This window comes from Streptomyces atratus (genome assembly GCF_040655115.1).
In the GTDB taxonomy this organism is placed as follows: domain Bacteria; phylum Actinomycetota; class Actinomycetes; order Streptomycetales; family Streptomycetaceae; genus Streptomyces; species Streptomyces atratus_D.
Map to the genome: position 1 here is coordinate 1 of NZ_JBFAJH010000057.1, position 24440 is coordinate 24440.

General features: G+C 69.2%; 22 protein-coding genes and 2 pseudogenes. 15 read left to right on the forward strand and 9 right to left on the reverse strand.

What is annotated here, in order from left to right; translation table 11 throughout:
* Both AB0I23_RS35285 and AB0I23_RS35290 read left to right on the forward strand, forming a co-directional pair.
* Window positions 1-90: pseudogene (locus AB0I23_RS35285) on the forward strand (dihydrofolate reductase family protein); the annotation flags it as partial.
* A gap of 305 nt (window positions 91-395) precedes the next feature.
* The gene (locus AB0I23_RS35290; RefSeq protein ID WP_359115885.1) at window positions 396-1493 is read left to right on the forward strand and encodes a HEAT repeat domain-containing protein; all 1098 of its coding nucleotides are present in this window, start codon (window positions 396-398) and stop codon (window positions 1491-1493) included.
* A gap of 451 nt (window positions 1494-1944) precedes the next feature.
* On the opposite strand, the gene AB0I23_RS35295 is transcribed toward AB0I23_RS35290, so the two are convergent.
* Window positions 1945-2640, reverse strand: a complete 696-nt coding sequence (locus AB0I23_RS35295) for a TnsA-like heteromeric transposase endonuclease subunit (RefSeq protein WP_359115887.1) — start codon at window positions 2638-2640, stop codon at window positions 1945-1947.
* Window positions 2641-3024: 384 nt separating this feature from the next.
* Between AB0I23_RS35295 and argC the strand changes: the two genes are divergently transcribed.
* From argC to AB0I23_RS35320, 5 genes are read left to right on the forward strand one after another with little or no spacing between them, the layout of a single operon-like run.
* The gene (argC, locus tag AB0I23_RS35300) at window positions 3025-4053 is read left to right on the forward strand and encodes an N-acetyl-gamma-glutamyl-phosphate reductase (RefSeq protein ID WP_359115890.1); all 1029 of its coding nucleotides are present in this window, start codon (window positions 3025-3027) and stop codon (window positions 4051-4053) included.
* Window positions 4050-5204, forward strand: coding sequence for a bifunctional glutamate N-acetyltransferase/amino-acid acetyltransferase ArgJ (argJ, locus tag AB0I23_RS35305; RefSeq protein ID WP_359115892.1), 1155 nt, complete (start codon window positions 4050-4052; stop codon window positions 5202-5204). Before argC ends, argJ begins: the two co-directional genes overlap by 4 nt.
* Window positions 5201-6115 carry an acetylglutamate kinase gene (gene argB, locus AB0I23_RS35310; RefSeq protein ID WP_359115895.1) on the forward strand — a complete coding sequence of 305 codons (915 nt, stop codon included), beginning with the start codon at window positions 5201-5203 and terminating at the stop codon, window positions 6113-6115. Before argJ ends, argB begins: the two co-directional genes overlap by 4 nt.
* Window positions 6112-7323, forward strand: coding sequence for an acetylornithine transaminase (locus AB0I23_RS35315; protein WP_359115898.1), 1212 nt, complete (start codon window positions 6112-6114; stop codon window positions 7321-7323). Before argB ends, AB0I23_RS35315 begins: the two co-directional genes overlap by 4 nt.
* A gap of 10 nt (window positions 7324-7333) precedes the next feature.
* Window positions 7334-7870, forward strand: a complete 537-nt coding sequence (locus tag AB0I23_RS35320; protein WP_037698928.1) for an arginine repressor — start codon at window positions 7334-7336, stop codon at window positions 7868-7870.
* A 79-nt stretch (window positions 7871-7949) separates the two neighbouring features.
* On the opposite strand, the pseudogene AB0I23_RS35325 reads toward AB0I23_RS35320, so the two are convergent.
* Window positions 7950-8673, reverse strand: a pseudogene (locus AB0I23_RS35325) (L,D-transpeptidase family protein).
* Between the two features lie 71 nt (window positions 8674-8744).
* Window positions 8745-9338, reverse strand: coding sequence for a pyridoxamine 5'-phosphate oxidase family protein (locus AB0I23_RS35330; protein WP_359115900.1), 594 nt, complete (start codon window positions 9336-9338; stop codon window positions 8745-8747).
* A gap of 174 nt (window positions 9339-9512) precedes the next feature.
* On the opposite strand from AB0I23_RS35330, the gene AB0I23_RS35335 reads away from it, so the two are divergent.
* The 4 genes from AB0I23_RS35335 (at window position 9513) to AB0I23_RS35350 (ending at window position 14605) form a co-directional block, all read left to right on the forward strand.
* Complete coding sequence (locus AB0I23_RS35335; RefSeq protein WP_359115902.1) at window positions 9513-10706, forward strand: argininosuccinate synthase; 1194 nt, start codon at window positions 9513-9515, stop codon at window positions 10704-10706.
* Window positions 10707-10794: 88 nt separating this feature from the next.
* Window positions 10795-12228 carry an argininosuccinate lyase gene (gene argH, locus AB0I23_RS35340; RefSeq protein WP_359115905.1) on the forward strand — a complete coding sequence of 478 codons (1434 nt, stop codon included), beginning with the start codon at window positions 10795-10797 and terminating at the stop codon, window positions 12226-12228.
* Between the two features lie 403 nt (window positions 12229-12631).
* On the forward strand, window positions 12632-13603 hold the full coding sequence (locus AB0I23_RS35345) for an aldo/keto reductase (RefSeq protein WP_359115908.1): 972 nt from the start codon (window positions 12632-12634) through the stop codon (window positions 13601-13603).
* 102 nt (window positions 13604-13705) lie between these two features.
* On the forward strand, window positions 13706-14605 hold the full coding sequence (locus AB0I23_RS35350) for a sigma-70 family RNA polymerase sigma factor (RefSeq protein WP_359115911.1): 900 nt from the start codon (window positions 13706-13708) through the stop codon (window positions 14603-14605).
* Between the two features lie 25 nt (window positions 14606-14630).
* On the opposite strand, the gene AB0I23_RS35355 is transcribed toward AB0I23_RS35350, so the two are convergent.
* Window positions 14631-15062 (reverse strand): hypothetical protein, encoded by a 432-nt coding sequence (locus AB0I23_RS35355; protein WP_359115914.1) that lies wholly within the window; start codon window positions 15060-15062, stop codon window positions 14631-14633.
* A gap of 18 nt (window positions 15063-15080) precedes the next feature.
* On the opposite strand from AB0I23_RS35355, the gene AB0I23_RS35360 reads away from it, so the two are divergent.
* The gene (locus tag AB0I23_RS35360; RefSeq protein ID WP_359115917.1) at window positions 15081-16610 is read left to right on the forward strand and encodes a tetratricopeptide repeat protein; all 1530 of its coding nucleotides are present in this window, start codon (window positions 15081-15083) and stop codon (window positions 16608-16610) included.
* Window positions 16611-16767: 157 nt separating this feature from the next.
* Here the strand turns inward: AB0I23_RS35360 and AB0I23_RS35365 are convergent, their stop codons facing one another.
* The 4 genes from AB0I23_RS35365 to AB0I23_RS35380 form a co-directional block, all read right to left on the reverse strand.
* Window positions 16768-17673: a GNAT family N-acetyltransferase gene (locus AB0I23_RS35365; RefSeq protein WP_359115920.1), complete on the reverse strand. Its 906-nt coding sequence runs from the start codon at window positions 17671-17673 to the stop codon at window positions 16768-16770.
* Between the two features lie 104 nt (window positions 17674-17777).
* Complete coding sequence (locus AB0I23_RS35370; RefSeq protein WP_359115922.1) at window positions 17778-18401, reverse strand: recombinase family protein; 624 nt, start codon at window positions 18399-18401, stop codon at window positions 17778-17780.
* Window positions 18402-18938: 537 nt separating this feature from the next.
* The gene (locus tag AB0I23_RS35375) at window positions 18939-19715 is read right to left on the reverse strand and encodes a hypothetical protein (protein WP_359115925.1); all 777 of its coding nucleotides are present in this window, start codon (window positions 19713-19715) and stop codon (window positions 18939-18941) included.
* Window positions 19716-19728: 13 nt separating this feature from the next.
* On the reverse strand, window positions 19729-19983 hold the full coding sequence (locus AB0I23_RS35380) for a hypothetical protein (RefSeq protein WP_359115928.1): 255 nt from the start codon (window positions 19981-19983) through the stop codon (window positions 19729-19731).
* 106 nt (window positions 19984-20089) lie between these two features.
* Between AB0I23_RS35380 and AB0I23_RS35385 the strand changes: the two genes are divergently transcribed.
* Together AB0I23_RS35385 and AB0I23_RS35390 are read left to right on the forward strand one after the other, a co-directional pair.
* Window positions 20090-20641 (forward strand): TetR/AcrR family transcriptional regulator, encoded by a 552-nt coding sequence (locus tag AB0I23_RS35385; RefSeq protein WP_359115930.1) that lies wholly within the window; start codon window positions 20090-20092, stop codon window positions 20639-20641.
* Window positions 20638-22182, forward strand: a complete 1545-nt coding sequence (locus tag AB0I23_RS35390) for an MFS transporter (RefSeq protein WP_359115933.1) — start codon at window positions 20638-20640, stop codon at window positions 22180-22182. The genes AB0I23_RS35385 and AB0I23_RS35390 overlap by 4 nt, the downstream gene beginning before the upstream one ends.
* A 105-nt stretch (window positions 22183-22287) precedes the next feature.
* Here the strand turns inward: AB0I23_RS35390 and AB0I23_RS35395 are convergent, their stop codons facing one another.
* Window positions 22288-22959: a lysophospholipid acyltransferase family protein gene (locus tag AB0I23_RS35395; protein ID WP_266987816.1), complete on the reverse strand. Its 672-nt coding sequence runs from the start codon at window positions 22957-22959 to the stop codon at window positions 22288-22290.
* 234 nt (window positions 22960-23193) lie between these two features.
* Between AB0I23_RS35395 and AB0I23_RS35400 the strand changes: the two genes are divergently transcribed.
* Window positions 23194-24357 carry a glycerophosphodiester phosphodiesterase gene (locus AB0I23_RS35400; RefSeq protein WP_359115936.1) on the forward strand — a complete coding sequence of 388 codons (1164 nt, stop codon included), beginning with the start codon at window positions 23194-23196 and terminating at the stop codon, window positions 24355-24357.
* Window positions 24358-24440 lie beyond the last annotated feature (83 nt).

Sequence of the window (24440 nt, forward strand, 5' to 3'; positions counted from 1 at the left end):
GCGCTGGACAGCTGGGTGAACCTGAACCTGGTGGAGACGCGGACGTGTCCCGGCGGCGTGGTCCTGACCAGGTACGAGACGAGGCGCTGAGCAGCAGCACCCACGCGTGTCCTGTCGAATTGCATCTGTCGGATAGCGAGCCGTTGACCTGCTGGGATGCCAGGCCGTTTGAGAAGACGGAGGCTCGGGGTTCTCAAACGACCTGGCTTTCGTGGAGGGTGGTTCACAGAACAGCCCAAAGGCGGCAGCAGGTGAGACAGGCCTGCGGGACCCCCGACACCCCGGTGCAACCGGTTGTCAGTGCTGTTCGGCAGGGTGTGCATGTGACGAATCGAGACGAGGAGCGTGGCGCCCCCATCTGGTCTGGACTGCCTTCGACGGCCAGAGAGCTGCTCATGGCAACTGAATGGGGCGCCCTGCAGCATGCATATGGGAGCGCCGAGGACACCCCGCCGTACCTGTGTCAACTCCTGAACGAGGACCCCGAGGTGCAGGCCGAGGCACTGGGAATGCTCGATATGTCCGTGCTGCATCAAGGATCCCTGTACAGCTCCACCCCGCCGGCCGCACTGTTCGTCGCAGCGATCCTGACCCACCCCCAGACTTTGGCCGAGCACGAGAGCTTCTTCCCCTGGGACGACCGGACCCGACCGCTACGGGCCGCACTACTCGACTGGCTCGGCCAGATTGCCCACTCGGCCTCCTACGGCGAGGACCCCGGCAGCGAGGATGAGTACGGGGATGAGTACGACGGCGAGGACGAAGACGAGCTCGAAGCGATCCACGCATGCCGGAGTATCCGACGCGAGCTCTACGACGCGGTCGAACCGTTCCTCGACGATCCGCATCCGGACACCCGAGAGGCAGCCCTCGGAGCGGTCACCCTGCTTCTGAAGGCACCCGACCTTGCCGAGCTCGTTCCCCGCGTCGCCCACCGCCTGCGTAGCGTTCTCGCAGCGGACGGCAGCCGTCGAGAACGCTCCTCCGCAGCTCTGGCCATGGGCGCCTGGGGCCAGGACACCACCGGCCTCCTCAACGATCCTGATCCAGCCGTGCGCACCTGCGCCGCTCTGGCCACCGGATGCGCGCACATGCCACGCGCCACCGCCGTCCTGCTCGAAGCCCTGCAAAACCCGGTCGAGGCAGACCACTGGTTCCCCGACCCACTCCCTCAATTCGACGGCTGGCTCCGCTTCACCCTCCTGAAGGCCGTCCTTGACCGCGTCGACGCCTTCGAAGACCTAGCTCCGGCGGCCATGGCCCTGATACCGCTCGCCAGCGACTACTCCGTCGACCGCGACTGGGGTCCGCTGCTCGTCAAAGCCTTCCCCACCGGCTACAGCCCCGGCCTGTCACTGTCGGCCGCGCAACGAGAGCTTCTGCAAGCCGTCACCGCCAATGACAACTGCTGGGGGAACATTGGCAACAAATTCCGCTGGCTCAGGGAAGCCGGCCTGCCAGAGCAGCGCGACGCCATCCGAGCCCTGCTCTGATGGCTGATGGCGCGGGCAGAGGTGGACGTGGGCGGGTGAGAGGGTAATGACCACGGAAGCGGTGGGGCTGCGGCGGGCTGTGCAGCAGCGACAGGGGCGGCTGATCAGCTGTTCCGTTCGCCGCCCGGGACCATGCGGGCTGAGGAAGTCGGCGAGCGCGGGCAGGGCCCGGGCGAGCTGGGATGCTGGGCGTCCGGAGAGTGTGGCCAGGCGTTCGGGTGAGTGGGGAGTCCAGCCTGCGGTGGTGTTGCTGAGAGGGAAGACTCCGGCGGCAGCGGTCCCAGGAGGCGGGCGAGGCACTCAGGCTTGGGCTCCCCCGGCAGGGCCCGGGACCGGCTGCCGCTGCGGTAGCCGGTCTCCACCTCCAGCAGATGCGCCATCCGGATCCGGGCCCGCGTCAGGTCGTGCTCTGAAAGATCTTCATCACGCTGCCGCTGCCGCCCACTGTTCATCACGGCCTCACCACCGGGTAGATCCACGCGGCATCGTCCAGCGGCAGAGTCAGATCCATCGCCAGTCGGCCGTGCCGGAGCAGGTGAACGGCGTGCGAGCGGGCCACGGCCGGAAGCGAGGTCTCCTTCACCAGTTCGCCGAACCGCCGCGGGCGTTCCCTGGCCAGCTCCAGGAGTTCGTTTTGGAGCCCGAGCCGGTCGGACATCGGGCGCCGCCGCGCGGACAGAGCGTCAAGGCCGGTCAGCACCTGGCGGCGCCAGCCGGACGCCACCATGTAGTGCCATCCCACTGCAACAGCCGCCCGATCCGTCGCGGCGAACTTCACCAGATCCTTGTCTTTGACCAGATGCGTGGGCCGGACGTCGATCAGCAGAGCCGTTTCGGGCAAGAGCACCAGGAAGTCGGGGGTGTGGTCCTGGCTGGCGCCATCCGAGGTGGCGAACTTCAGCTTGAACGGCTGTGACAGCACCTCGGTCAAGGCGCCGACGAAGTCCAGGGCGAGCAGCAGATTCCGCTCGGCCAGGCTCTCGAAGTCATGCATCCGCCCTGTGGCCAGCAGGTACTGCAGTCCGGGGCGGTGCCGCTGCCTCGCCCGCCAGGTAAACCCGCGTACCGGCACCGATGCGACTGCCGGGAAACTCGCCATCTCCTTGACCGGACAGATCACGTCCGCCTGCTCGGTCTTCCACCGCACCGTCCACCGACGCGTCCATCCCGGCCCCATGTCCAAGCTTTCCGCGACTGCTGGATCGATGGGGTACGGCGCAACGAGCTCGCGCAAGGAACAGCTATGCGACCACACCGGGCGGGGCTCGCTTCCCGGCGTGCAGACCGAGGCCTTCATGCCTCCAGCACAGTAGGGCTGCCAGCATCTTGTAGCGGCTTCACGTGAAGACTGTGTAGTGCGACGACGGGACCGCTACCCTGCCCGCCAACTGAGCAGCTCAGTCCCGCCAGGTCATGTGCTCAGCCGCCAGATCGGCTGCACAGTCTCATGAACCGCAGCTTGAACTGTCGCCCGGCTTTGCATAAACCTGCGGCGATGCGTATAGTCATGCCATCGATGAGGAGGATTCCGATGGCGGTACGTGCGGCAGTGGCAGGGGCGAGCGGGTATGCCGGCGGGGAGCTGCTCCGTCTGCTGCTCGCTCACCCCGAGGTGGAGATCGGCGCTCTCACCGGAAACACCAACGCCGGCCAGAAGCTCGGCGCGCTGCAACCGCATCTGCGGCCGCTCGCCGACCGGGTGCTCCAGCCGACCACGCCCGAGGTCCTCGCCGGGCACGACGTCGTCTTTCTCGCCCTGCCGCACGGGCAGTCCGCCGCCGTCGCCGAGCAGCTCGGTGACGAGGTGCTCGTCGTCGACATGGGCGCCGACTTCCGGCTGAAGGACGCCGGTGACTGGGAGAAGTTCTACGGGTCGCCGCACGCCGGGACCTGGCCCTACGGTCTGCCCGAACTTCCCGGTGCCCGTGCCGCGCTGGTGGGTTCCAAGCGGATCGCGGTGCCCGGCTGCTATCCGACGGCCGTCTCCCTCGCGCTGTTCCCGGCATACGCGGCCCAGCTCGCCGAGCCCGAGGCCGTCGTCGTCGCCGCGTCCGGTACCTCCGGGGCGGGCAAGGCGGCCAAGCCGCACCTGCTCGGCTCCGAGGTGATGGGCAACATGTCCCCGTACGGCGTCGGCGGTGTCCACCGGCACACGCCCGAGATGATCCAGAACCTCAGCGCCGCCGCGGGTGAGCCGATCACGGTCTCCTTCACGCCTACCCTCGCGCCCATGCCCCGCGGCATCCTCGCCACGTGCAGCGCGAAGGCGAAGCCGGGCGTGAGCGCCGAGTCCGTACGTACCACCTATGAAAAGGCCTTCGCGGACGAGCCGTTCGTCGACCTCCTTCCCGACGGACAGTGGCCCGCCACCGCGTCCGTGTACGGCTCCAACGCCGTGCAGATCCAGGTCGCGTACGACGAGGCCGCCGGTCGGATCGTCGTCATCAGCGCCATCGACAACCTCGCCAAGGGCACCGCGGGCGGCGCCCTGCAAAGCATGAACATCGCCCTCGGACTTCCCGAGGACACAGGTCTTTCCACGATCGGAGTGGCACCGTGAGCGTCACGGCAGCACAGGGGTTCTCGGCGGCGGGTATCGCCGCGGGAATCAAGGAGAGCGGTAACCCGGACCTGGCCCTCGTGGTCAACAACGGTCCGCGCCGCGCCGCCGCGGGAGTCTTCACCTCCAACCGCGTCAAGGCCGCCCCCGTCCTCTGGTCGGAGCAGGTACTCAAGGGCGGCGAGGTCACCGCTGTCGTCCTCAACTCCGGTGGTGCCAACGCCTGTACGGGCCCGCAGGGCTTCCAGGACACGCATGCCACCGCCGATAAGGCCGCCGAGGTCCTCATCGGTCACAGCGCCGGTGAGATCGCCGTCGCCTCGACCGGGCTGATCGGTACGCTGCTCCCGATGGACAAGCTGCTGCCGGGCATCGAGACTGCCGCTGCGGCGCTCAGCGAGCACGGCGGCGAGAAGGCCGCCATCGCGATCAAGACCACGGACACCGTCCACAAGACCGCCGTCGCGGACGGCGAGGGCTGGACCGTCGGCGGCATGGCCAAGGGCGCGGGCATGCTCGCACCGGGGCTCGCCACGATGCTGGTCGTCCTCACCACCGACGCCGACGTCGATGCCGCCGGTCTCGACTCCGCACTGCGCGCCGCGACCCGCACCACCTTCGACCGGGTCGACTCCGACGGCTGCATGTCGACGAACGACACCGTGCTGCTGCTGGCCTCCGGGGCAAGCGGGATCACCCCGGAGCAGGGCGAGTTCGCGGAGTCCGTACGGGTCGTCTGCGCCGACCTGGCCCGGCAGCTGATCGGTGACGCCGAGGGTGCCTCCAAGGACATCCGGATCGAGGTCATCAACGCGGCGACCGAGGACGACGCCGTCGAGGTGGGCCGATCCATCGCGCGCAACAACCTCCTGAAGTGCGCCATCCATGGCGAGGACCCCAATTGGGGCAGGGTGCTCTCCGCGATCGGCACGACGAAGGCCGCCTTCGAGCCCGACCAGCTCAATGTCGCCATCAACGGCGTCTGGGTCTGCAAGAACGGCGGCGTCGGCGAGGACCGCGACCTCGTCGACATGCGCTACCGCGAGGTGAAGATCACGGCCGACCTCGCCGCAGGCACCGAGTCGGCCGTCATCTGGGCCAACGATCTCACCGCGGACTACGTCCACGAGAACAGCGCGTACAGCTCATGAGTACCGCGAGGAAGCACACCGCACTGCCGAAGGCGCAGATCCTCATCGAGGCGCTGCCCTGGCTGACGCGGCACAACGGCAAGACCGTCGTCATCAAGTTCGGCGGCAACGCCATGGTCGACGAGGAGTTGAAGGCGGCCTTCGCGCAGGACGTCGTCTTCCTGCGGCAGGCCGGACTCAAGCCCGTCGTCGTGCACGGCGGCGGCCCGCAGATCAGCGCCCAGCTCGATAAACAGGGCCTGGTCAGCGAGTTCAAGGCCGGCCTGCGCGTCACCACGCCCGAGGCGATGGACGTCGTGCGGATGGTTCTGGCCGGACACGTCCAGCGCGAGCTGGTCGGCCTGCTCAACCAGCACGGTCCGCTCGCCGTCGGCATGACCGGCGAGGACGCGCACACCATCACCGCCACCCAGCACCGGCCCACCATCGACGGTGAACTCGTCGACATCGGCCGGGTCGGTGAGATCACCGCCATCGACACCGGGGCCATCCAGGCGCTGCTGGACGACGGCCGGATCCCGGTCATCTCCTCCATCGCCCGGTCCGCCGACGACAACCACGTCTACAACGTCAACGCCGACACCGCGGCCGCCGCACTCGCCGCCGCGCTGAATGCCGAGACCCTGATGGTCCTCACCGACGTCGAGGGTCTCTACGAGGACTGGCCCAACAGCGACGACGTGATCAGCCGGCTCACCGCCGGCGAGCTGGAGAAGCTGTTGCCGGAGCTGTCCAGCGGCATGGTCCCGAAGATGCAGGGCTGTCTGTACGCCGTGCGCAACGGCGTCGAGACCGCCCGTGTCATCGACGGCCGGGTCCAGCACTCGATCCTGCTGGAGATCTTCACCGACGAAGGAGTCGGCACGATGGTCGTGCCGGACGCAGAGCCAGGGACAGAGGGGGAAGCATGACCAACGCCGAGCTTTCACAGCGGTGGCAGGGCTCGCTCATGGACAACTACGGCACCCCGCAGCTCTCCCTGGTCCGCGGCGAAGGCGCCCACGTGTGGGACGCCGACGGCACCGAGTACCTCGACTTCGTCGGCGGTATCGCGGTGAACGCGCTGGGTCACGCACACCCCGCCGTCGTCGAGGCCGTCTCCGCCCAGATCGCCTCCCTCGGCCATGTCTCCAACCTCTTCATCGCCGAACCGCCCGTCGCCCTCGCCGAACGGCTGCTGCAGCTTTTCGGACGGACCGGCCGGGTCTACTTCTCCAACTCGGGCGCCGAGGCCAACGAGGCCGCCTTCAAGATCGGCCGGCTGACCGGGCGGACCCATATGGTCGCCACCGACGGCGGTTTCCACGGCCGGACCATGGGGGCCCTCGCCCTCACCGGCCAGCCCAAGAAGCGCGAGCCGTTCCTGCCGCTGCCCGGCGACGTCACGCATGTCCCGTACGGGGACGCGGAAGCCCTCCGGACCGCGGTGACCACCGAGACCGCGCTGGTGATCATCGAGCCCATCCAGGGCGAGAACGGTGTGGTCGTCCCGCCCAAGGGCTACCTGGAGGCCGCCCGGGAGATCACCCGGGCCACCGGCACCCTGCTCGTCCTCGACGAGGTGCAGACCGGTATCGGCCGGTGCGGCCACTGGTTCGAGCACCAGGCCCACCAGAGCGTCGAGCCGGACATCGTCACCCTCGCCAAGGGCCTGGGCGGCGGGCTGCCGATCGGCGCCACCGTCGCCTTCGGTGCCGCGGCCGACCTGTTGAAGCCCGGTCAGCACGGCACGACGTTCGGGGGCAACCCGATCGCCTGCGCCGCGGGTCTCGCCGTGCTCGACACCCTCGCCGCCGGTGGCGCCCTGGACCGGGTGAAGCGGCTCGGCGAGCGGATCCGGGAGGGTGTCGAGGGGCTGGGGCACCCGTTGGTCGACCATGTCCGCGGCTCCGGACTGCTCCTGGGTATCGTGCTCACCGAGCCCCTCGCACCTCAGGTGCAGCAGGCGGCTCAGGGAGCCGGACTCCTGGTGAACGCGCCCGCCCCCGATGTCGTGCGGCTGATGCCGCCGCTGATCATCGGTGACGCAGAGGTGGACGCGTTCCTCGAGGCACTGCCCGGCGCTCTCGACGCGGCACACGGGGACGGACCATCCGGAGAGAAGCGCTCCGGAGAATGAGGCGACGACGATGACCGAGGCGCAGGAATCCGAGTACGGCGGGCAGTCCGTGCCGCAGACCCGCACCGCACGCCACCGCCGGATCGTGGACATCCTGAACCGGCTGCCGGTGCGCTCCCAGAGCCAGCTGGCCAAGCTCCTCGCCGACGACGGGCTGAGCGTCACCCAGGCGACGCTCTCCCGCGATCTGGACGAACTGGGCGCGGTGAAGATCCGTAACACCGGCGGCGAGCTGATTTACGCGGTGCCGAGCGAGGGCGGTTTCCGCACCCCGCAGGCGCCGCTCGGCGAGTCCGCCAAGGAGGAGCGGATGCGGCGCCTCTCCGCCGAACTGCTCATCTCGGCGGAGGCCTCGGCCAACCTCGTGGTGCTGCGTACGCCTCCGGGCGCGGCCCAGTTCCTGGCCTCGGCCATCGACCAGGCCGAGCTGCAGGACATCCTCGGCACGATCGCGGGCGACGACACGCTGATGCTGATCAGCCGCGACCCGGCGGGCGGTCAGGCACTCGCCGACCACCTGCTGCGGCTGGCGCAGAACGGCCGCTGAGCCCGAGCGGGCCTTTCTTCCGGATCGGGACGGACCTGCGGGCCCGGGAAGATCCGGGAGAGGGGCCTGGGCGCCCGGATCAGTAACCAGTGATCGCGGTGGGGCCCGAACGGGTCCCGATCGCGATGTGCGGCCGACGGTCCGGGTCCGCCCAGGCGAGGATCCGGTCCATCGCCGCCGCCGGTACCGAGCCGCAGCCGGCAGTCGCCCCGTCCCCGTTCACATGCAGAAATATGCCCGCACCCCGCCCGCGTACCGGCCGGTCGTAGTTGAATCCGACCACCAGCGCGCGGGCGTACTGCGTCCCGTACGCGATCAGGTGTTCGGCCTCGCTCGCCCGGCAGTCAGCGGGCAGCGGCTCCACCCAGCGGTTGTAGCGGCTCCACCCAGCGGTTGTAGCGGGACGCCTCGTTGTCCTGGCACCACCACGACCGGTCGCCGACCCGGCGGTACGGGTAGTCGGTCCCGGCCGGGGCGGCCTTGATCCCGAAGGCGTACGGCAGGTCGTACAGACCCGTGGGCGTGGTGTTCGTGCCCTGGACCCGCTGCTTCCCCTCGGTCAGCCCCTTCGCCCCGAACCGGGCCGACGCGGACCCCATCCGCACCCACTCCCCCGACCGCAGGTTCCACCAGCTCACGGTCCCCGTGGTGGATCCGGTGCCGGAGGCCTCGGCGGTGATCAGCTGTGTGCCCCCGCCCGTGTCGGCCATCCGCTCCGGTAGCGGCGGCGTGGCGGCGGGCCGCGCCGCGACCGAACCCACGAGGGCGAGCAGAACCGAACCGGTGATCAGTGATATGCGCATGCCCCGGACCGTAGACGCGACTCCACCGGCCCGCCCCCGGGCCTGCTCCGTACGGACCAGTGCCCGGCGGCTCATCCCGCGGCGGGCATGCCCGGCAGCGGGAGCGGCAGCCCCGGGAGGCCGTCGATGCTGGTGGCGATGTGCTCCTTCTTCTCGAAGTACTCGCTGAGTGAGGCGTCGTCCTCGCGGGCGAAGCGCTGGGCGTGCAGCGGCCGGTCCTCGTCGTAGAACATGAAAGGCACGGCGAATCCGCAGGTGTCCCGGATCAGCTCGGCCGTCACCACGATGATCGCGCGCAGCCCGTGCGGTGTGGGGTCGACGCCGGGGAAGTGGGCGAGCAGGCCGCTGAACCGCGGGTCGTCGCGGAAGACGGGCTCGCCGTGGCCATGCACCCGCACGATGTTCGGCGGCCCCTGGAAGGCGCACCACATGAGGGTGATGCGGCCGTTCTCGCGGAGGTGCGCCACGGTCTCCGCGTTGCTCCCGGCGAAGTCCAGATAGGCCACGGTCCGATCGTCGACGACCGTGAAGGAGCCGCTGACGCCCTTGGGGGAGAGGTTGACCGTGCCGTTCCCGTCGAGGGGCGCGGTCGCCGTGAAGAAGATGTGCTGCTCCTCGATGAAGGTCCTGAGCCGACCGTCGATGCGTTCGTACGTCTTTCCCATGGGGCGATTATTGTCGCCGCGTCGGCGGGTGGCGGGGGTATTTCAGGGCGTGGGACGCGTCCCTCGTCGCCTCCTGGGCGGCCCGGTGGCGCGCCGCCGATCGATACCTTTGACAAACCATACGGAGGACTGCATAGTTATACCCATCAGTGATTGCACCGTAAGGAGAAACCCGTGACCGAGCGCGTCGTACTCGCCTACTCGGGCGGCCTGGACACCTCCGTCGCCATCGGCTGGATCGCCGAGGAGACGGGCGCCGAGGTCATCGCCGTTGCCGTGGATGTCGGCCAGGGCGGCGAGGACCTGGATGTCATCCGCAAGCGCGCGCTCGCCTGCGGTGCCGTCGAGGCCGAGGTCGCGGACGCCAAGGACGAGTTCGCCGAGGAGTACTGCCTCCCGGCGATCAAGGCCAACGCCCTGTACATGGACCGCTACCCGCTGGTCTCCGCACTCTCCCGGCCGACCATCGTCAAGCACCTCGTCGCCGCCGCCAACAAGCACAACGCCGGCATCGTCGCCCACGGCTGCACCGGCAAGGGCAACGACCAGGTTCGCTTCGAGGCGGGCATCTCCGCCCTCGGCCCCGACCTGAAGTGCATCGCACCGGTCCGCGACTACGCGATGACCCGGGACAAGGCGATCGCCTTCTGCGAGGAGAAGAACCTCCCGATCGCGACCACCAAGAAGTCCCCGTACTCCATCGACCAGAACGTCTTCGGACGCGCCGTCGAGACGGGCTTCCTGGAGGACATCTGGAACGCGCCGATCGAGGACATCTACGAGTACACCGAGAACCCGGCCGCCCCGCGCGAGGCCGACGAGGTCGTCATCTCCTTCAAGGAAGGCGTCCCGGTCGCCATCGACGGCAAGCCCGTCACCGTCCTCCAGGCGATCCAGCAGCTCAACCAGCGGGCCGGCGCCCAGGGCATCGGCCGGATCGACATGGTCGAGGACCGCCTCGTCGGCATCAAGTCCCGCGAGGTGTACGAGGCCCCGGGCGCGATCGCACTGATCACCGCCCACCAGGAGCTGGAGAACGTCACCGTCGAGCGCGAGCTGGCCCGCTACAAGCGGCAGGTCGAGCAGCGCTGGGGCGAGCTGGTCTACGACGGCCTGTGGTTCTCCCCGCTCAAGCGCGCCCTGGACGGCTTCATCGACGAGGCCAACCAGCACGTCACCGGCGACATCCGGATGACGATGCACGCCGGCCGCGCCGTCGTCACCGGCCGGAAGTCCAGCGAGTCGCTGTACGACTTCAACCTCGCCACCTACGACTCGGGCGACACGTTCGACCAGTCCAAGGCGCAGGGCTTCATCGAGATCTTCGGCCTCTCGTCGAAGATCGCCGCGAAGCGTGACCTCTCCTGACCCCCAGTAGTTACGTCACCGCCTCCCCGACCCTCCGTGCGGGGAGGCGGTCGCACATCCACCCCCTTGCATTTCCGAGGAGCACGCAGTGAGCAACGGCACCGGCAACAGCGACGTACGCCTCTGGGGCGGCCGTTTCGCCGACGGCCCGGCCGAGGCGCTGGCCAAGCTGTCCGCCTCCGTCCACTTCGACTGGCGGCTCGCGCCGTACGACATCGCCGGCTCCCGCGCCCACGCGCGTGTCCTCAACAAGGCGGGCCTGCTCACCGCGGACGAACTGACCCGCATGATCGCCGGTCTCGACCAGCTCGAAGCCGATGTCGCCGACGGCTCCTTCACCGGCACCATCGCCGACGAGGACGTCCACACCGCGCTGGAGCGCGGCCTGCTGGAGCGCCTCGGCAAGGACCTCGGCGGCAAGCTGCGCGCCGGCCGGTCCCGCAACGACCAGGTCGCCACGCTCTTCCGGATGTACCTGCGCGACCACGCCCGGATCATCGGCGGTCTGATCGCCGAGCTCCAGGACGCCCTGGTCGGTCTCGCCGAAGCCCACCCGGACGTAGCCATGCCGGGGCGTACGCACCTCCAGCACGCCCAGCCCGTCCTTTTCGCCCACCACGTCCTGGCCCATGTGCAGTCCCTGTCCCGGGACGCCGAGCGGCTGCGGCAGTGGGACGAGCGCACGGCTGTCTCCCCGTACGGCTCCGGCGCACTCGCCGGTTCGTCCCTGGGGCTCGACCCGGAGGCGGTCGCCGCCGACCTCGGCTTCGAGCACGGTTCCGTCGCCAACTCCATCGACGGCACGGCCTCCCGCGACTTCGTCGCCGAGTTCGCGTTCATCACGGCGATGATCGGCGTCAACCTCTCGCGGATCGCGGAGGAGGTCATCATCTGGAACACGAAGGAGTTCTCCTTCGTCACGCTGCACGACGCCTTCTCCACCGGCTCGTCGATCATGCCGCAGAAGAAGAACCCGGACATCGCGGAGCTGGCCCGCGGCAAGTCCGGTCGGCTCATCGGCAACCTGACGGGCCTGATGGCCACGTTGAAGGCCCTCCCGCTCGCGTACAACCGCGACCTCCAGGAGGACAAGGAACCGGTCTTCGACTCCTGCGACCAGCTCGAGGTCCTGCTGCCCGCCTTCACCGGCATGATGGCCACGCTCACCGTCAACCGCGAACGGATGGAGGAGCTCGCACCGGCCGGCTTCTCGCTCGCCACGGACATCGCCGAGTGGCTGGTCAAGCAGGGCGTCCCGTTCCGTGTCGCGCACGAGGTCGCGGGGGAGTGCGTCAAGGAGTGCGAGCAGCAGGGCATCGAACTCGACGAACTCACCGACGCGCAGTTCGCGAAGATCTCCGAGCACCTCACCCCCGAGGTCCGCACGGTCCTCAACGTGCAGGGCGCGCTGGCCTCCCGCAACGGACGCGGCGGTACGGCCCCGTCGGCCGTCGCCGCCCAGCTCGTCGAGGTCAAGGCCGACCTCGCCGTCCAGCACGCATGGGCGACCGCGAAGAGCTGACCGCGGCCCGAGCGCGGGCGACGAGGTGGGGAGCGGTCGTGCGCTCCCCGCCTCGTCGCGTCCGTAGGGGCGGGCGACCGAACGGCGACGCGGGGGTCCGGGGTGTGGCCGACCACCACGTCACCGCCGAACGGTGAGGACGCCGACACCCGCAACTCGCCGGGCCGATGAGCATCGGTCCGCTCCCGCCGGTGCCCCGTCCGGCCGAAACTCCCGGGCGGCAGGGAAGCTGCCCTGCCGGCCGGCCCCGACCGGGTCTCCGCAGATCCGAGGGGCGAGGTCATGGCCGGACCGGCCCGCTCCCGTCCGGCGAAGGCCCGGTCGACCGTGTCCCGCGGCTGGACGTACGCGAATCCGGCTGAGTTAGGTTGGCGGGGAGCACCCCATCGACGAGGAGCCCACGATGCCCTTCGGACGCCTGGCCTCGGCCACGACCCCGACCGCCCATATCGGGCTCGGCCTGGCCGCGGTCGGCAGGCCCGGCTACATCAATCTCCACCGCGACCGGGACCTGCCCGAGGACCGGAGCGTCGAGGCTCTGCGCGAGCGCACCCATGAACTGCTCGACGCCGCCTATGCCCAGGGCGTCCGCTACTTCGACGCCGCGCGCTCCTACGGCCGCTCCGAGGAGTTCCTCGGCGCCTGGCTGGCCGCCCGTCCCGAGGTACGTGATGTCGTCGTCGGCAGCAAGTGGGGCTACACCTACACCGCCGACTGGAGCATCGACGCCGAGGCGCACGAGGTCAAGGACCACAGCCTCGCCACGTTCGAGCGCCAGCGCGCCGAGACCGAGGCGCTGCTCGGTGACCGGCTCGACCTCTACCAGATCCACTCCGTGACGGCCGACAGCCCGGCCCTCACCGACAAGGATCTCCACGCGCGGCTCGCCGAGCTCGCGGCCGGCGGAGTCAGCGTCGGCCTCTCCACCAGCGGCCCCGCCCAGGCGGACGCCATCCGTGCCGCGCTCACCGTCAGGGTCGGCGGCGAACCCCTCTTCCGTACCGTCCAGGCCACCTTCAACGCCCTGGAGACCTCGGCCGGTCCTGCGCTCGCCGAGGCGCACGACGCCGGGCTGACCGTGATCGTCAAGGAAGCCATGGCCAACGGCCGCCTCGCCGGAACGGATGCCCCCGCGATCGTCCAGGAGATCGCGGCCGAGGCGGGCCTCGGAAGTGACGCGGTCGCGCTCGCGCTGGTACTGCACCAGCCGTGGGCCGGCGTCGTGCTCTCCGGCGCGGCGACGGTCACCCAGCTCGCCGGCAACCTTCACGCCCCGCTCCTCGGCCTCGACGAGGAGCGCCGGTCTCAGCTCGACGCGCTGGTCGAGGAGCCCGAGGCGTACTGGCGCCACCGCGCCGGGCTGCCCTTGAGCTGACCGGCGGCGCACCTGCCGATTCCTTGATCACCGGCCGTTCTGTCACATCGGCGCCGTTCCATGCGTCAACGCGGTGACGGCACGCGACGGAGGAACGGGTCTGTGGACGAGAACGAGTTTCTGGCAGCACGCTTCGAGGAGAACCGGCCCCATCTGAAGGCCGTGGCCTACCGCATGCTCGGCTCGCTGAGCGAGGCGGAGGATGCCGTCCAGGAGGCATGGATCCGGCTCAGCCGCTCCGACGACCGGCAGATCGACAACCTGGGCGGCTGGCTGACCACCGTCGTCGGCCGGGTCTGCCTGGACATGCTGCGTTCCCGTCGGTCCCGGCGCGAGGAGCCGCTGGAGGCACAGACACCCGACGGGCACACCCCCGATCCGGTCCTCGGCCCGCAGCCAGGCAGCGACCCCGAGCAGCAGGCGCTGATCGCCGACTCGGTCGGACTCGCACTGCTCGTGGTGCTGGAGACGCTGGACCCCGCCGAGCGGCTGGCGTTCGTGCTGCACGACATGTTCGCGGTGCCGTTCGACGAGATCGGGCGCATGGTGGACCGCACCCCGGCCGCGGCCCGTCAGCTCGCCAGCCGGGCGCGGCGCCGGGTCCAGGGCGTGGACCTGGTGCCCGACCCCGATCTCAACCGCGGGCGCGAGGTCGTCGAGGCGTTCCTGGCCGCCGCCCGGGGCGGCGACTTCGACGCACTCGTCGCCGTGCTCGACCCGGACGTGGTGGCAGGGTCCGACGGCGGCGCGGGTGGCGCGGGTGCCCCGTCGCTGGTGCGCGGAGCCGCGTCGGTGGCCCGCCAGGCGATGATGTTCGCGCCCTTCGTCCGGTCCTCGCAGATGGCTCTCGTCGACGGGGCCCTCGCGGTCATCTCGACCAGCGAGGGACAGCGGTTCTCGGTCATGCGGTTCACGATCGAGCGCGGCAGGGTCACCGAGCTGTACGTGATCAACGACCCGGCCCGGCTTCCGGAGCTGGATCTGACCGTGCTCAACGACTGAGCAAGGCCCGGGGGCGGACCGGGGCTCAGTTCTCGTCCCGGTCCGCCGCCCACCGTGCGAGCGCGTCGAAGTCGGCGCGTTCCAGCCCGATCCGCGGATCGATCCGGAGCAGCAGCGACCGGCCCGGTCCCTGTCGGTCGATCCACGCCCGGTCCCGCTCGGTCATCTCGTCGTCGACCCACGCGAACGGCCGCCCGGCCGCGTACTCCACGACGTACTGCGTCTTCCGGAGCGTGCCGTCCGGCGCACTGCCGTGTATCGCCGGCCAGTCGATGTACGGCAGCGGCGGCAGCCCGAGATGCGGGCCGATCCACTCGTTGGCCTCGTCCTCGGCCCTGCACTCCCGAAGCTGCCGCGAACTGACAAGTAGCTCTACGTAACCAGCGGAGCTCGGTACTCGGTTCCTGAGCACCGCATTTGTTATGTCAGCACCCATGCTGCCATCAAGGTCGTTCATGGCTGTTACGGTCCTGTCATGACTCGCCGTGATCGCGCCTTGGAGCTTCTGCGTCAACACTCGGCGCTGGCTGGTGTCGCGGCATTCCCGTTCGACTTCGACCTCGATCGCGCCGAGCACGGCGAGGCGGTGCGGCTGGCATCCGGGACGGCTCTCCAGGTGGTGGCTGGAGACGACACCGGTGGGAGCTACTTCGTGTGCTCGAACGGTGAAGTTCTCTATGCCAGCTCCGAGGGCGAGGCCGGCCTGGTCGGCGACAGTGTGGACGAGGCCCTCGAAGTATTGATCGGCCTACCGGGCTGGCGGGACTACACAGACCTCGACCTCCACGCCGACATTGCTGAGCTGGAGGCTGCCGTTGCCCGGACCGAGGAAAGCATCCGTGGCTCCTACGCCTCGCAGCTCGATCTCGATCGCAGCCGACTTCTGGCCGGGCTTGGACTTCGCCAGCTCCCGCAGCTGGAACTGATCCGGCGGCTGCACCGGTCACTACTTCGCACTGAGCCGGACTTCATACTGCTCAATGCGGACGAGGGGTGCGCCTATGCCCTGCTTGACCGGCTCCCGCGCCCGCCTCTTTGGAAAACCGCCCTCGCTCCTGGGCGAGCAGATCTCGTCATGCTTCGCTCGGACCGCACCCGCTGGGCCGAGGTCGCGGACGATCCGGCGCGCCGCGCAACCTTGCTTCGAGCGGCCCAGTACGACCGCCAAACCACCGACCTCCCGCTTCTGCGGGAGGTGCTCCGAGCCGAGGCCCAGCTCGGCCACACCGAAGAGCTACGTCTGGCTGCGGTTCTGGTAGGTCTGCACGGGCACGCCGAGGACTACGAGCTGATCCAGTCGCTCCGTATGGCCAACTCGGACGTCTACTACGGGCTGGGGGGCTTCCCGGAGGCGGCACAGGACTTGAGCGCGTGGGCGACCGCGTTCGATGTCTCCAACCATGGTCAAGACCCGGCGGAAGAGGATGAGCTCGCTTGGGCCGAGCTGGCCCGTCGCCAGGGCCGAACCGAGCTGGCCCGCAGCATCCTGCTACGACTGCTGGATGATGCGGGACCGCGTGACGCACCGCTCCTCGGGCACCTCGCCGGACAGTTCACGAGGCTCGGGGACTTCATCCAGGCTGCACGCGCGCGGAAGCTGCATGCCTCCCTCCAGGACGACCCGCAGCAACGTGGGGCCTCGATGCTCAGCCTCGCCACGCTGCAACGACGGGCCGGCGATGCCGAAGCGGCCTGGAAGTCGTTGCAGCGTGCCGTCGCGGAGCTCGACGGTCCTCCGCCAACGCCCCCTACCGACCAACTCGCACTGGACCTGAACCTCCATGAGCAGGAGCGCCGCACCGTTGCCTGGCGCGGCCTCCGGCTTGGCCATAGAGCTGCTGAGGAGCACTTCCTCGTCGCGCGCGCCGCAGTAGCGACGGGGCTGTCCGCGACCGCGCGTGCAGCACTGGCGGCAGGCATCGCCGTACTGGGCACACTCACGCGCCCAACCGATGATCTCCGCGGGCTAGCCAATGCGGTGACGGAGGAGTTGGAGGGCCGGTAGGGGCGGCGCAGAACACCGGCGTTGCCGTCAGGTTCGGCGAGCAGTGATCTGGGCTGCAGAGTGTGCGCTACATCCCATGCGTTCCCCTGATGTCAGTATTCGAAGTCGGCTGCGCGGATGTCCGCAGTTCCATGCACTGCGGTCTCGTGGCTGATCATTACTCCGCCAGTAGATTCTTTTGGAAGACCGTAGAGCTGTGCCGGACTCCCATACCCACGCTCAGGTACAAGTTGAGTGCGCCGGTTTCTGAGTGCGTCCCGAGGGTGCACGCCTGCCGTCCCTGCTGATGGAAGCTGCGGAACGCGGTGTGGAGCAGGAGACGGGCGATGCCCCGGTTGCGGTGATCGCGGCGGACCGCGACTTGCTCGATGCAGCCCTCGCCGGTGTCTGGGAGATCCAGCGAGATCGCAACGCCGACCAGTTGGCCATCGGCGAACGCCAGCGCTGACATCGCGGGGGCGAAGGTGGGGCGTTCGACGGTGTGCCGGGCCCACTCCTGGTAGGTCTTGCGCCGCTGCTGCCATTCGTCGAAGGCATCCTCGACAACTTGGTGTGCGTCGTGCTCGTCGCCAGGGCCGAACGGCCGGACCGTGATGCCTGCGGGAGGCTCAGGCACGGTCGGTTCCTCCGGCATGCGGAACTCCAGCAGCCATTCGGTCACCATCGGCTCGTAACCGCGCGAGCGCAGCAGTGCGACAGCATTTCTGTCGTTGTCCGGGACGGTCTGGACGATTCGCGTGCTACCCGTCTGCCGGGCGCGGGCCTCGGCCCAGTCCAGGAGCGCACCACCCAGACCGCGGCCGCGGTGCTCGGGGTGGACGTCCACCTCCGAGCGCCGGTTCACCCAAGCCCGAGCGGCCAGCTGCCCTGCCCGGTCGTGGATCAGTCGGGTATCCAGCTCTGGGGCCAGACCCGGTCTGGCCAAGTCGGCGGCGATGCGGCCGAGATCGGTATGCGCCTGCCCGTAGAGCTCCCGCTCGCAAACCGTGACCAAGCGATGGATATCGCCGAGGTCGTCGGCAGTGGTCGGGCGCGCTCGGTATCCCGGCGGCAACCCCAGCATGAGATCTGACAACTGTGGACACTCCTCGCCGGGCGGCAGTACCGGAGATCGATCCCGCCTCATAGCCCAGTGACCAGCGTAAAGAAAGGGGTCCGACACGGTCATCACGATCCCTCGGTCGAGGCGGCGGGGTTCACTTCCGCCAGGTAGCGGTGCAGGGAGGTCTTGGGGATGCCGGTCTTGCCCGCGATCTCGCCGAGGCTGCTGCCTTGCTGCTTCAGCAGCCGCGCGTACTCGATCTTGTCGGCCGGGTGGGCGACGGGGCGGCCGATGCGGCGCCCAGCTGCTTCGGCGACGGCGCGGGCGTGGGCGGCGCGCTCGGCGGTGAAGGTGCGCTCCATCTCGGCGAACAGGGCCAGCAAGAGGAAGGCGATGCGGCCCAAGCCCTCGTCGGCGGTGTTGATCGGCAGGGGGTCGGCCAGTGAACGGACCCCGATCTGCTTCTCGTTGAGCTCGTAGACGAGGTTGAGGACTTCGCGCAGGTTCCTTCCGAACCTGTCGAGCGTGTAGACCACGATCGTGTCACCGGGACGGGCGTAGGCGAGCAGCTCGGTCAAGCCGGGGCGCTCGACGGTGGCCCCGCTCTTCTTGTCGGCGTAGATCTGTTGGTCCGGGATGCCTGCTGCCCCGAGGACGTCGAGTTGGCGCTCCAGACTCTGTTTGGTGGTGGAGACGCGGGCGTACCCCAGTTCGAGGCCGCCGGAGGGGTGACGGTTGTCGGTTCCCATGGGCTCGAACCGTACCGGAAACCGGCTCCGTACGAGCCTTCCGGAACACTTCTTGTGGAACGACTTCCGGAACGTTTGGCGGTGCGATCGGCCCAGGACGCAAGCCGTCTGACGGGGCGTATGATGTCCCGTTCCACTTCCAAGGATGTGGAACGCGGGGTCAGGTAAGATCCACGCGGCCGAGTTCACGGGCGCTGGGAAGGAAGCCGGCGGGGACGCCGACGCCGAACAGGAAGGCGCGCTGTTCTTGAACCGGTCGAGGGCGCGGCAGCCGAGGGTGAGCAGGACCAGGAGCTGCCGGGCGGCGTCACGGTCTTTACGCGCCAGGGCGAGTGCCGCCTCCATCTGAGTCATGGCCTCCTGCCAGGAACTGCGATGCTGTGCAGGCCGGTCGCTTTCGTAGATGTGCCGGTGCTCCGGCCGCAGCGTGGAGGCGAGGCGGCCGGAAGCGATGATGGTCCCATCGGCGACCAGGCGCAGGGCGGTGCCCGCGGCGTGCAGCCGGTCGCGGCGGCCCTTGCGGGTGGTTTGCAGCTATCAGGCCCCAGGCAGGTTGATGATGTAACCGTTGGAGGAGTCCCCGCGCATGGAGCGCGCCAGCTCGGAGACGTGCCTTGCCTGGGCGGCGGAGAGGCGCCGCGCCTCCCACAGCAGAGCCGCGGCGTCGACCGCCTGCGGGGCCGGGGGTGGTGGCACCTCACACAGGTAGACGCCCGTCAGCACAGCCAGTTCCTGGGCGTCGATCCCCAACAAGGCTGCGAAGTCGATCACCAAGCGGGGCGTCAACTCCTTGCGACCGGAGCCGATCACACCGTAGGTGGACGCCGACAGGTGAGTGGGCGTCACGACCGCCAAGGTCTTCCCCATGCCCGTCCAGCTCAGATTGCGGTACTGGAGCATGCGGATGACCGAACCGCCCGGATCGGCAAGGGGTGCGAGCCGCTTCGGGGCGAAGACGGAAAGTCGTTTCTCCTGCGGCAGTGAACGGATGAGCTGCAGGAGTTCGCGCCGTGCCGTTACTGGGAGGCGCGCTGCGTCCATCACGATGTACGGTGCCCACCGCTCGGCCCCGGCGTCCAACGGTGCCATGTCGTCCGGGACCGCCTGTCCCGCGAGGATGATCAGATCGACGGTGTGGAATCCCATAGCGGGCGCGATCCGTCGCAGCAGCCCCTCGCTTGGGGCTTCCCCCGCGAGCACCGCTCGGACCTCGTTTGCCGTCAACCCGGCGCGATCGGCCAGCTCCTGCACGCTGAGCTCTCTGTGGTCCAGCAGCCACGCCAGCATCACGCTGAAACCGGGGTGCCCTGTCATGCCCGCAGCCTAGTCAGACGCGCAGGCGCAGCGTCGCTTTCGCCGGGATCGGCAGACCCAGGCGACCGCTTGTTCGCAAGGGTGTCAGGGGCGCGCAGTGGCCAGGGCGATCATGCGGTGCATGGCGGTCGTCGGAATCGGCGGCCTCCGGAAAGCGCACCTCCACCTCGAAGGACTTCAGCAGCAGCGCGAAGCCCAGCCGGTTCGCCCCCGACTTGTTCCGGAGCCGGTCCTGGTCCTCCTCCAGCGGCGTCCAGGCCTCGATCAAGTCCTCCGGTTCTCACTCATGGCGCGCATGGTCCCGCCTTCCCGCGGGGAGGGGCGACGCATTATTCAGTGAGACATTCGTGTCTCATATGGGTTAGTGTCGTCTTATGACTTTTGACCGTGAGCGGGTGCTGCGCAGCGCCGCCGCCCTGCTGACCCGCAGATCGACCGCCACCATGGACGAGGTCGCCCGGGCGGCGGGTATCGGGCGCGCCACCCTGCACCGGCATTTCTCCGGACGGGACGCCCTGGTCAGGGCATTGGAGAACCTGGGGATCCAGGAGTTCGAAGCGGCCCTGGACGCCGCCGTGCTCGACGAAGGAACATCGGAGGAGGCGCTGCGCCGGCTGATCGCGGCCGTCGAACCGAGCGGCGGACTGCTGTCCTTCCTCGTCACCGAGAACCAGCTCTTCGAGGGCGAGGAGGTGAACGACGGCTGGAACCGGCTGGACGCGCGGGTCTCCGCCTTCTTCCGGCGCGGTCAGGAGCGCGGCGAGTTCAGGATCGACCTGACCCCGGCGTGGTTGACCGAGGCCCTCTACGGACTCGTCTCCACCGGCGCCTGGGCCGTCCAGGTGGGCCGGGTCGCCGGACAGGACTTCCAGTACATGATCGTCGAGTTGCTGCTCGGCGGAGCACGCCGGAGCGTGGAGCAATGACCGGCATCGACCAGCACACGGAGACCTCGGACGAACTGCGCCGCCCCGGGCGGTGGATCGCGCTGGCCGTCCTCGTCCTCGCCGTGCTGCTGGTGGCCGTCGACGCCACGGTCCTCGGTCTGGCGACACCGTTCCTCACCGAGGATCTCAAGCCGACCGGCACCCAGCTCCTCTGGATCGGCGATGTCTACTCGTTCGTCATCGCCGGACTCCTGGTCTCCATGGGCAGCCTCGGTGACCGCATCGGCCGCAAGAAGCTGCTGCTGAGCGGCGCCACCGCGTTCGGTGCGGTCTCCGTGCTGAACGCGTACGCGAGCAGCCCCGAGATGATGATTCTGGCGCGGGCGCTGCTCGGGGTCGCGGGCGCCACCCTGATGCCGTCCACCCTCGCCCTGATCCGCAACCTCTTCAACGACCCGCGCGAGCGCAGCTTCGCCATCGGCGTCTGGGGGGCCATGGCATCGGCGGGCGCGGCCGTGGGTCCCGTCGTCGGCGGATTCCTGCTCCAGCATTTCTGGTGGGGCTCGGTCTTCCTGATCAATCTGCCGGTGATGGTGGTCCTCGTGGTCGTTGGCATCCGCATGATCCCCGAGTCGAAGAACCCGGCGCCCGGCCCCTGGGACCTGGTCAGTGTGGCGCTCTCCCTGGTCGGCATGATCGGTGTCGTGTACGCGATCAAGGAGCTGGCAGCGCACGGGGTGAGCTGGGAGGTCGCCGTCTCCGGCATCGGTGGTGCGGGCGCGCTGTACTGGTTCGTCCGCAGGCAGCTGAAGCTCCCCGCGCCGCTGCTGGACATGCGGCTCTTCCACCACCGGGGCTTCTCGGGTGCGGTCCTCGCCGACCTGCTCACCATCCTCGGCCTGTCCGGACTTGTCTTCTTCCTCTCCCAGTTCCTGCAACTGGTCCAGGGGCGTGGACCGCTGGAGGCCGGGCTCGCCGAACTGCCCGCGGCCGTCGGCGCGGTCGCCTGCGGTCTGATCGCAGGCATGACCGCTCGCCGTTTCTCGGTTCGGTCCGTGGTAACCGCGGGGCTGGCGGCGGTCGGCGTCGCGCTCGCCGCCGTCACCTTCGTCCACCAGGAGACCGGCTATCCGCTGATCGGTCTGCTGCTGCTGGTCGTCGGTATCGGTGCGGGCTTCGCTTTCACCGTGACCTCCGACGTGATCCTCTCCAGCGTCCCGAAGGAGCACGCGGGCTCCGCGTCGGCGGTCTCCGAGACGGCGTACGAACTCGGCGCGGCCCTCGGTATCGCTCTGCTCGGCTCCATCGTCACCGGCGTCTACCAGGACTTCGTCACCCCGAACGGCGTCCCGGCCGAGAACGCCGCGGCCGCCCACGAGTCACTGGGCGGCGCGGTCGAAGCGGCCCACGGCCTGCCGGAGGCGCAGGGGAACGCACTGGTCTCCGCCGCGCAGGACGCGTTCGTCGACGGGCTGCACATCGCCGCGGGCATCGGCGCGGTGGTCCTGCTGGCGACGGCCGTCGCCTCCTGGTTCCTGCTGCGCGGTCAGGCGCTGGAGGAGGAGATCGAACACCCGTAGCGCTGTCCGGGACCCCCTTGCCCCTGCGGCCATTCGGGTTGTCCTGAGATACGGAAGGGCCCGTACCGCCGAACGCGGTACGGGCCCTTCCACACGTCGTGCGGATCAGGCGGCCTTCGCCTTCGTCGCATACATGTCGACGTACTCCTGGCCGGACAGCCGCATCACCTCGGCCATCACGGAGTCCGTCACCGCCCGCAGCACATAGCGGTCGCGGTCCATGCCCTCGTACCGGGAGAACTCCATCTGCTCGCCGAAGCGGACCGTCACCTTGCCGGGACGGGGCAGACCGGCACCACCGGGCTGCAGCTTGTCCGTGCCGATCATCGCGAACGGCACCACCGGCGCGCCCGTCATCAGCGTCAGCCGTGCGATGCCCGTACGACCGCGGTAGAGGCGGCCGTCGGGGGAGCGGGTGCCCTCCGGGTAGATGGCGAACGCCTTGCCCTCCTCCAGCACCCGACGGCCCGTCATCAGCGCCGCGACACCGCCGCGTCCGCCGTCCCGGTCCACCGGGATCATGCCGCAGCCGGTGAAGAACCAGGCCATCAGCCGGCCCTTGAGGCCCTTGCCCGTCACGTACTCGTCCTTGCCGATGTAGAACACCGGCCGGTCGCAGCAGATCGGCATGATCATCGAGTCGATGAACGTCAGATGGTTGCCCGCGAGGATCACCGGACCGTCGCCCGGAATGTTCTCCACGCCCTCCACCTGGGGGCGGAACATCAGGCGCAAGATCGGTCCGAGCACTGCCTTGATGAGTGCGTGTCGGGACAACGGTTCCTCCGGTGTAGTGGCCGGGCCGGCCGAGGCGCGGGATGGTGACGGTCCATGCAGGTGAGGACGATACTCGCGGGTACTCGCTGATCGCACATCGGGTTCATCGAGTCGACACGCAGTGTTGACGTGTGTTTCCGCCATGTTCGTCCATGAGCTGCCCTCCCGACGGTGTGGCTGCCTACGATCGGGCCTCGCTCGACGGTGCCACACATCACATGCGAGGGAGCATTCATGACAGAGCGTGCGCAGGCGAATCCCGGTCGGCGGACCGTCCTGGGAGCGGGAGCGGCCGTACTCGGCACGGCCGCGCTCGGACTTCCCGGCACGGCGGACGCCGCCGAGCGGTCCGGTGGCGACGGCGGCGGCCACGGCGACCGGCTGGACCTTCCCGTGCCGACCGTCATCGGCCACCGCGGGACGAGTGGCTACCGGCCCGAGCACACCCTCGGTTCGTACCAGCTGGCCCTCGACATGGGCGCGCACGTCATCGAGCAGGACCTGGTCCCGACCAAGGACGGTCATCTCGTCTGCCGCCACGAGAACGACATCACCGCCACCACCGATGTATCGGCCCACCCGGAGTTCGCAAGCCGCAGGACCACCAAGAAGGTCGACGGGGTCTCCCTGACCGGCTGGTTCACCGAGGACTTCACCCTCGCGGAGCTGAAGACGCTGCGCGCCAAGGAGCGCATCCCGGGCAACCGCCAGAAGAACACCCTTTACGACGGTCGCTGGGAGGTCCCCACCTTCGAAGAGGTGCTCCAGTGGGCCGACCGCGAGGGCCGCAGGCGCGGCAAGCAGATCTGGCTGTACGTCGAGACCAAGCACCCCACCTACTTCCGCGGCCTCGGGCTCGGCCTGGAGGAGCCGCTCGCCAAGCTGCTGCGCCGCTACAGCCGCCACCGCACGCAGTCGCCGCTGATCCTGCAGTCCTTCGAGCCCAGCAGCATCCAGCGGCTGGCGAAGCTCGTCGCCTCCCCGCGCGTCGTCCTGCTCTCCGGCGCCGGATCGCGGCCCTGGGACTTCGTGGCGGCCGGCGACCCGCGCACGGTCGACGACCTGGTGACCCCCGCGGGACTGCAGTGGATGGCGTCCTTCGCGCAGGGCATCGGCCCCACGCTGGACCTGATCATCCCCAAGGACGCGTCGGGCCGGCTCACCACACCGACCTCCCTCGTGCGGGACGCGCACGAGCAGGGCCTGATCCTGCACCCGTACACGATGCGCAACGAGAACTCCTTCCTGCCCGCCGACTTCCGGCGAGGCACCGACCCCAACGCGTACGGCGACGCATTCGGCGCGTTCCGGACGTACTTCGCGACCGGTATCGACGGGATCTTCTCCGACAACCCGGACACCGCTCTGCTCGCCGCCGAGGAGTTCACGAAGAACTGACACACCGCCCGCGTCAGCACCCGGCCGGGCATGCCCCGGTCGGGTGACGCGCCCCGCGGACGGCAACCGACCGTCCGTGGCGG

Coding starts and splice junctions, on each gene's coding strand:
- argC (WP_359115890.1), top strand. CDS start 3,025: ATGGCGGTACGTGCGGCAGTGGCAGGGGCGAGCGGGTATGCCGGCGGG.
- AB0I23_RS35345 (WP_359115908.1), top strand. CDS start 12,632: ATGCCCTTCGGACGCCTGGCCTCGGCCACGACCCCGACCGCCCATATC.
- AB0I23_RS35390 (WP_359115933.1), top strand. CDS start 20,638: ATGACCGGCATCGACCAGCACACGGAGACCTCGGACGAACTGCGCCGC.
- AB0I23_RS35315 (WP_359115898.1), top strand. CDS start 6,112: ATGACCAACGCCGAGCTTTCACAGCGGTGGCAGGGCTCGCTCATGGAC.
- argB (WP_359115895.1), top strand. CDS start 5,201: ATGAGTACCGCGAGGAAGCACACCGCACTGCCGAAGGCGCAGATCCTC.
- AB0I23_RS35385 (WP_359115930.1), top strand. CDS start 20,090: ATGACTTTTGACCGTGAGCGGGTGCTGCGCAGCGCCGCCGCCCTGCTG.
- AB0I23_RS35360 (WP_359115917.1), top strand. CDS start 15,081: ATGACTCGCCGTGATCGCGCCTTGGAGCTTCTGCGTCAACACTCGGCG.
- AB0I23_RS35370 (WP_359115922.1), bottom strand. CDS start 18,401: ATGGGAACCGACAACCGTCACCCCTCCGGCGGCCTCGAACTGGGGTAC.
- AB0I23_RS35330 (WP_359115900.1), bottom strand. CDS start 9,338: ATGGGAAAGACGTACGAACGCATCGACGGTCGGCTCAGGACCTTCATC.
- AB0I23_RS35320 (WP_037698928.1), top strand. CDS start 7,334: ATGACCGAGGCGCAGGAATCCGAGTACGGCGGGCAGTCCGTGCCGCAG.
- AB0I23_RS35365 (WP_359115920.1), bottom strand. CDS start 17,673: ATGCTGGGGTTGCCGCCGGGATACCGAGCGCGCCCGACCACTGCCGAC.
- AB0I23_RS35400 (WP_359115936.1), top strand. CDS start 23,194: ATGACAGAGCGTGCGCAGGCGAATCCCGGTCGGCGGACCGTCCTGGGA.
- AB0I23_RS35375 (WP_359115925.1), bottom strand. CDS start 19,715: ATGACAGGGCACCCCGGTTTCAGCGTGATGCTGGCGTGGCTGCTGGAC.
- AB0I23_RS35355 (WP_359115914.1), bottom strand. CDS start 15,062: ATGAACGACCTTGATGGCAGCATGGGTGCTGACATAACAAATGCGGTG.
- AB0I23_RS35290 (WP_359115885.1), top strand. CDS start 396: ATGGCAACTGAATGGGGCGCCCTGCAGCATGCATATGGGAGCGCCGAG.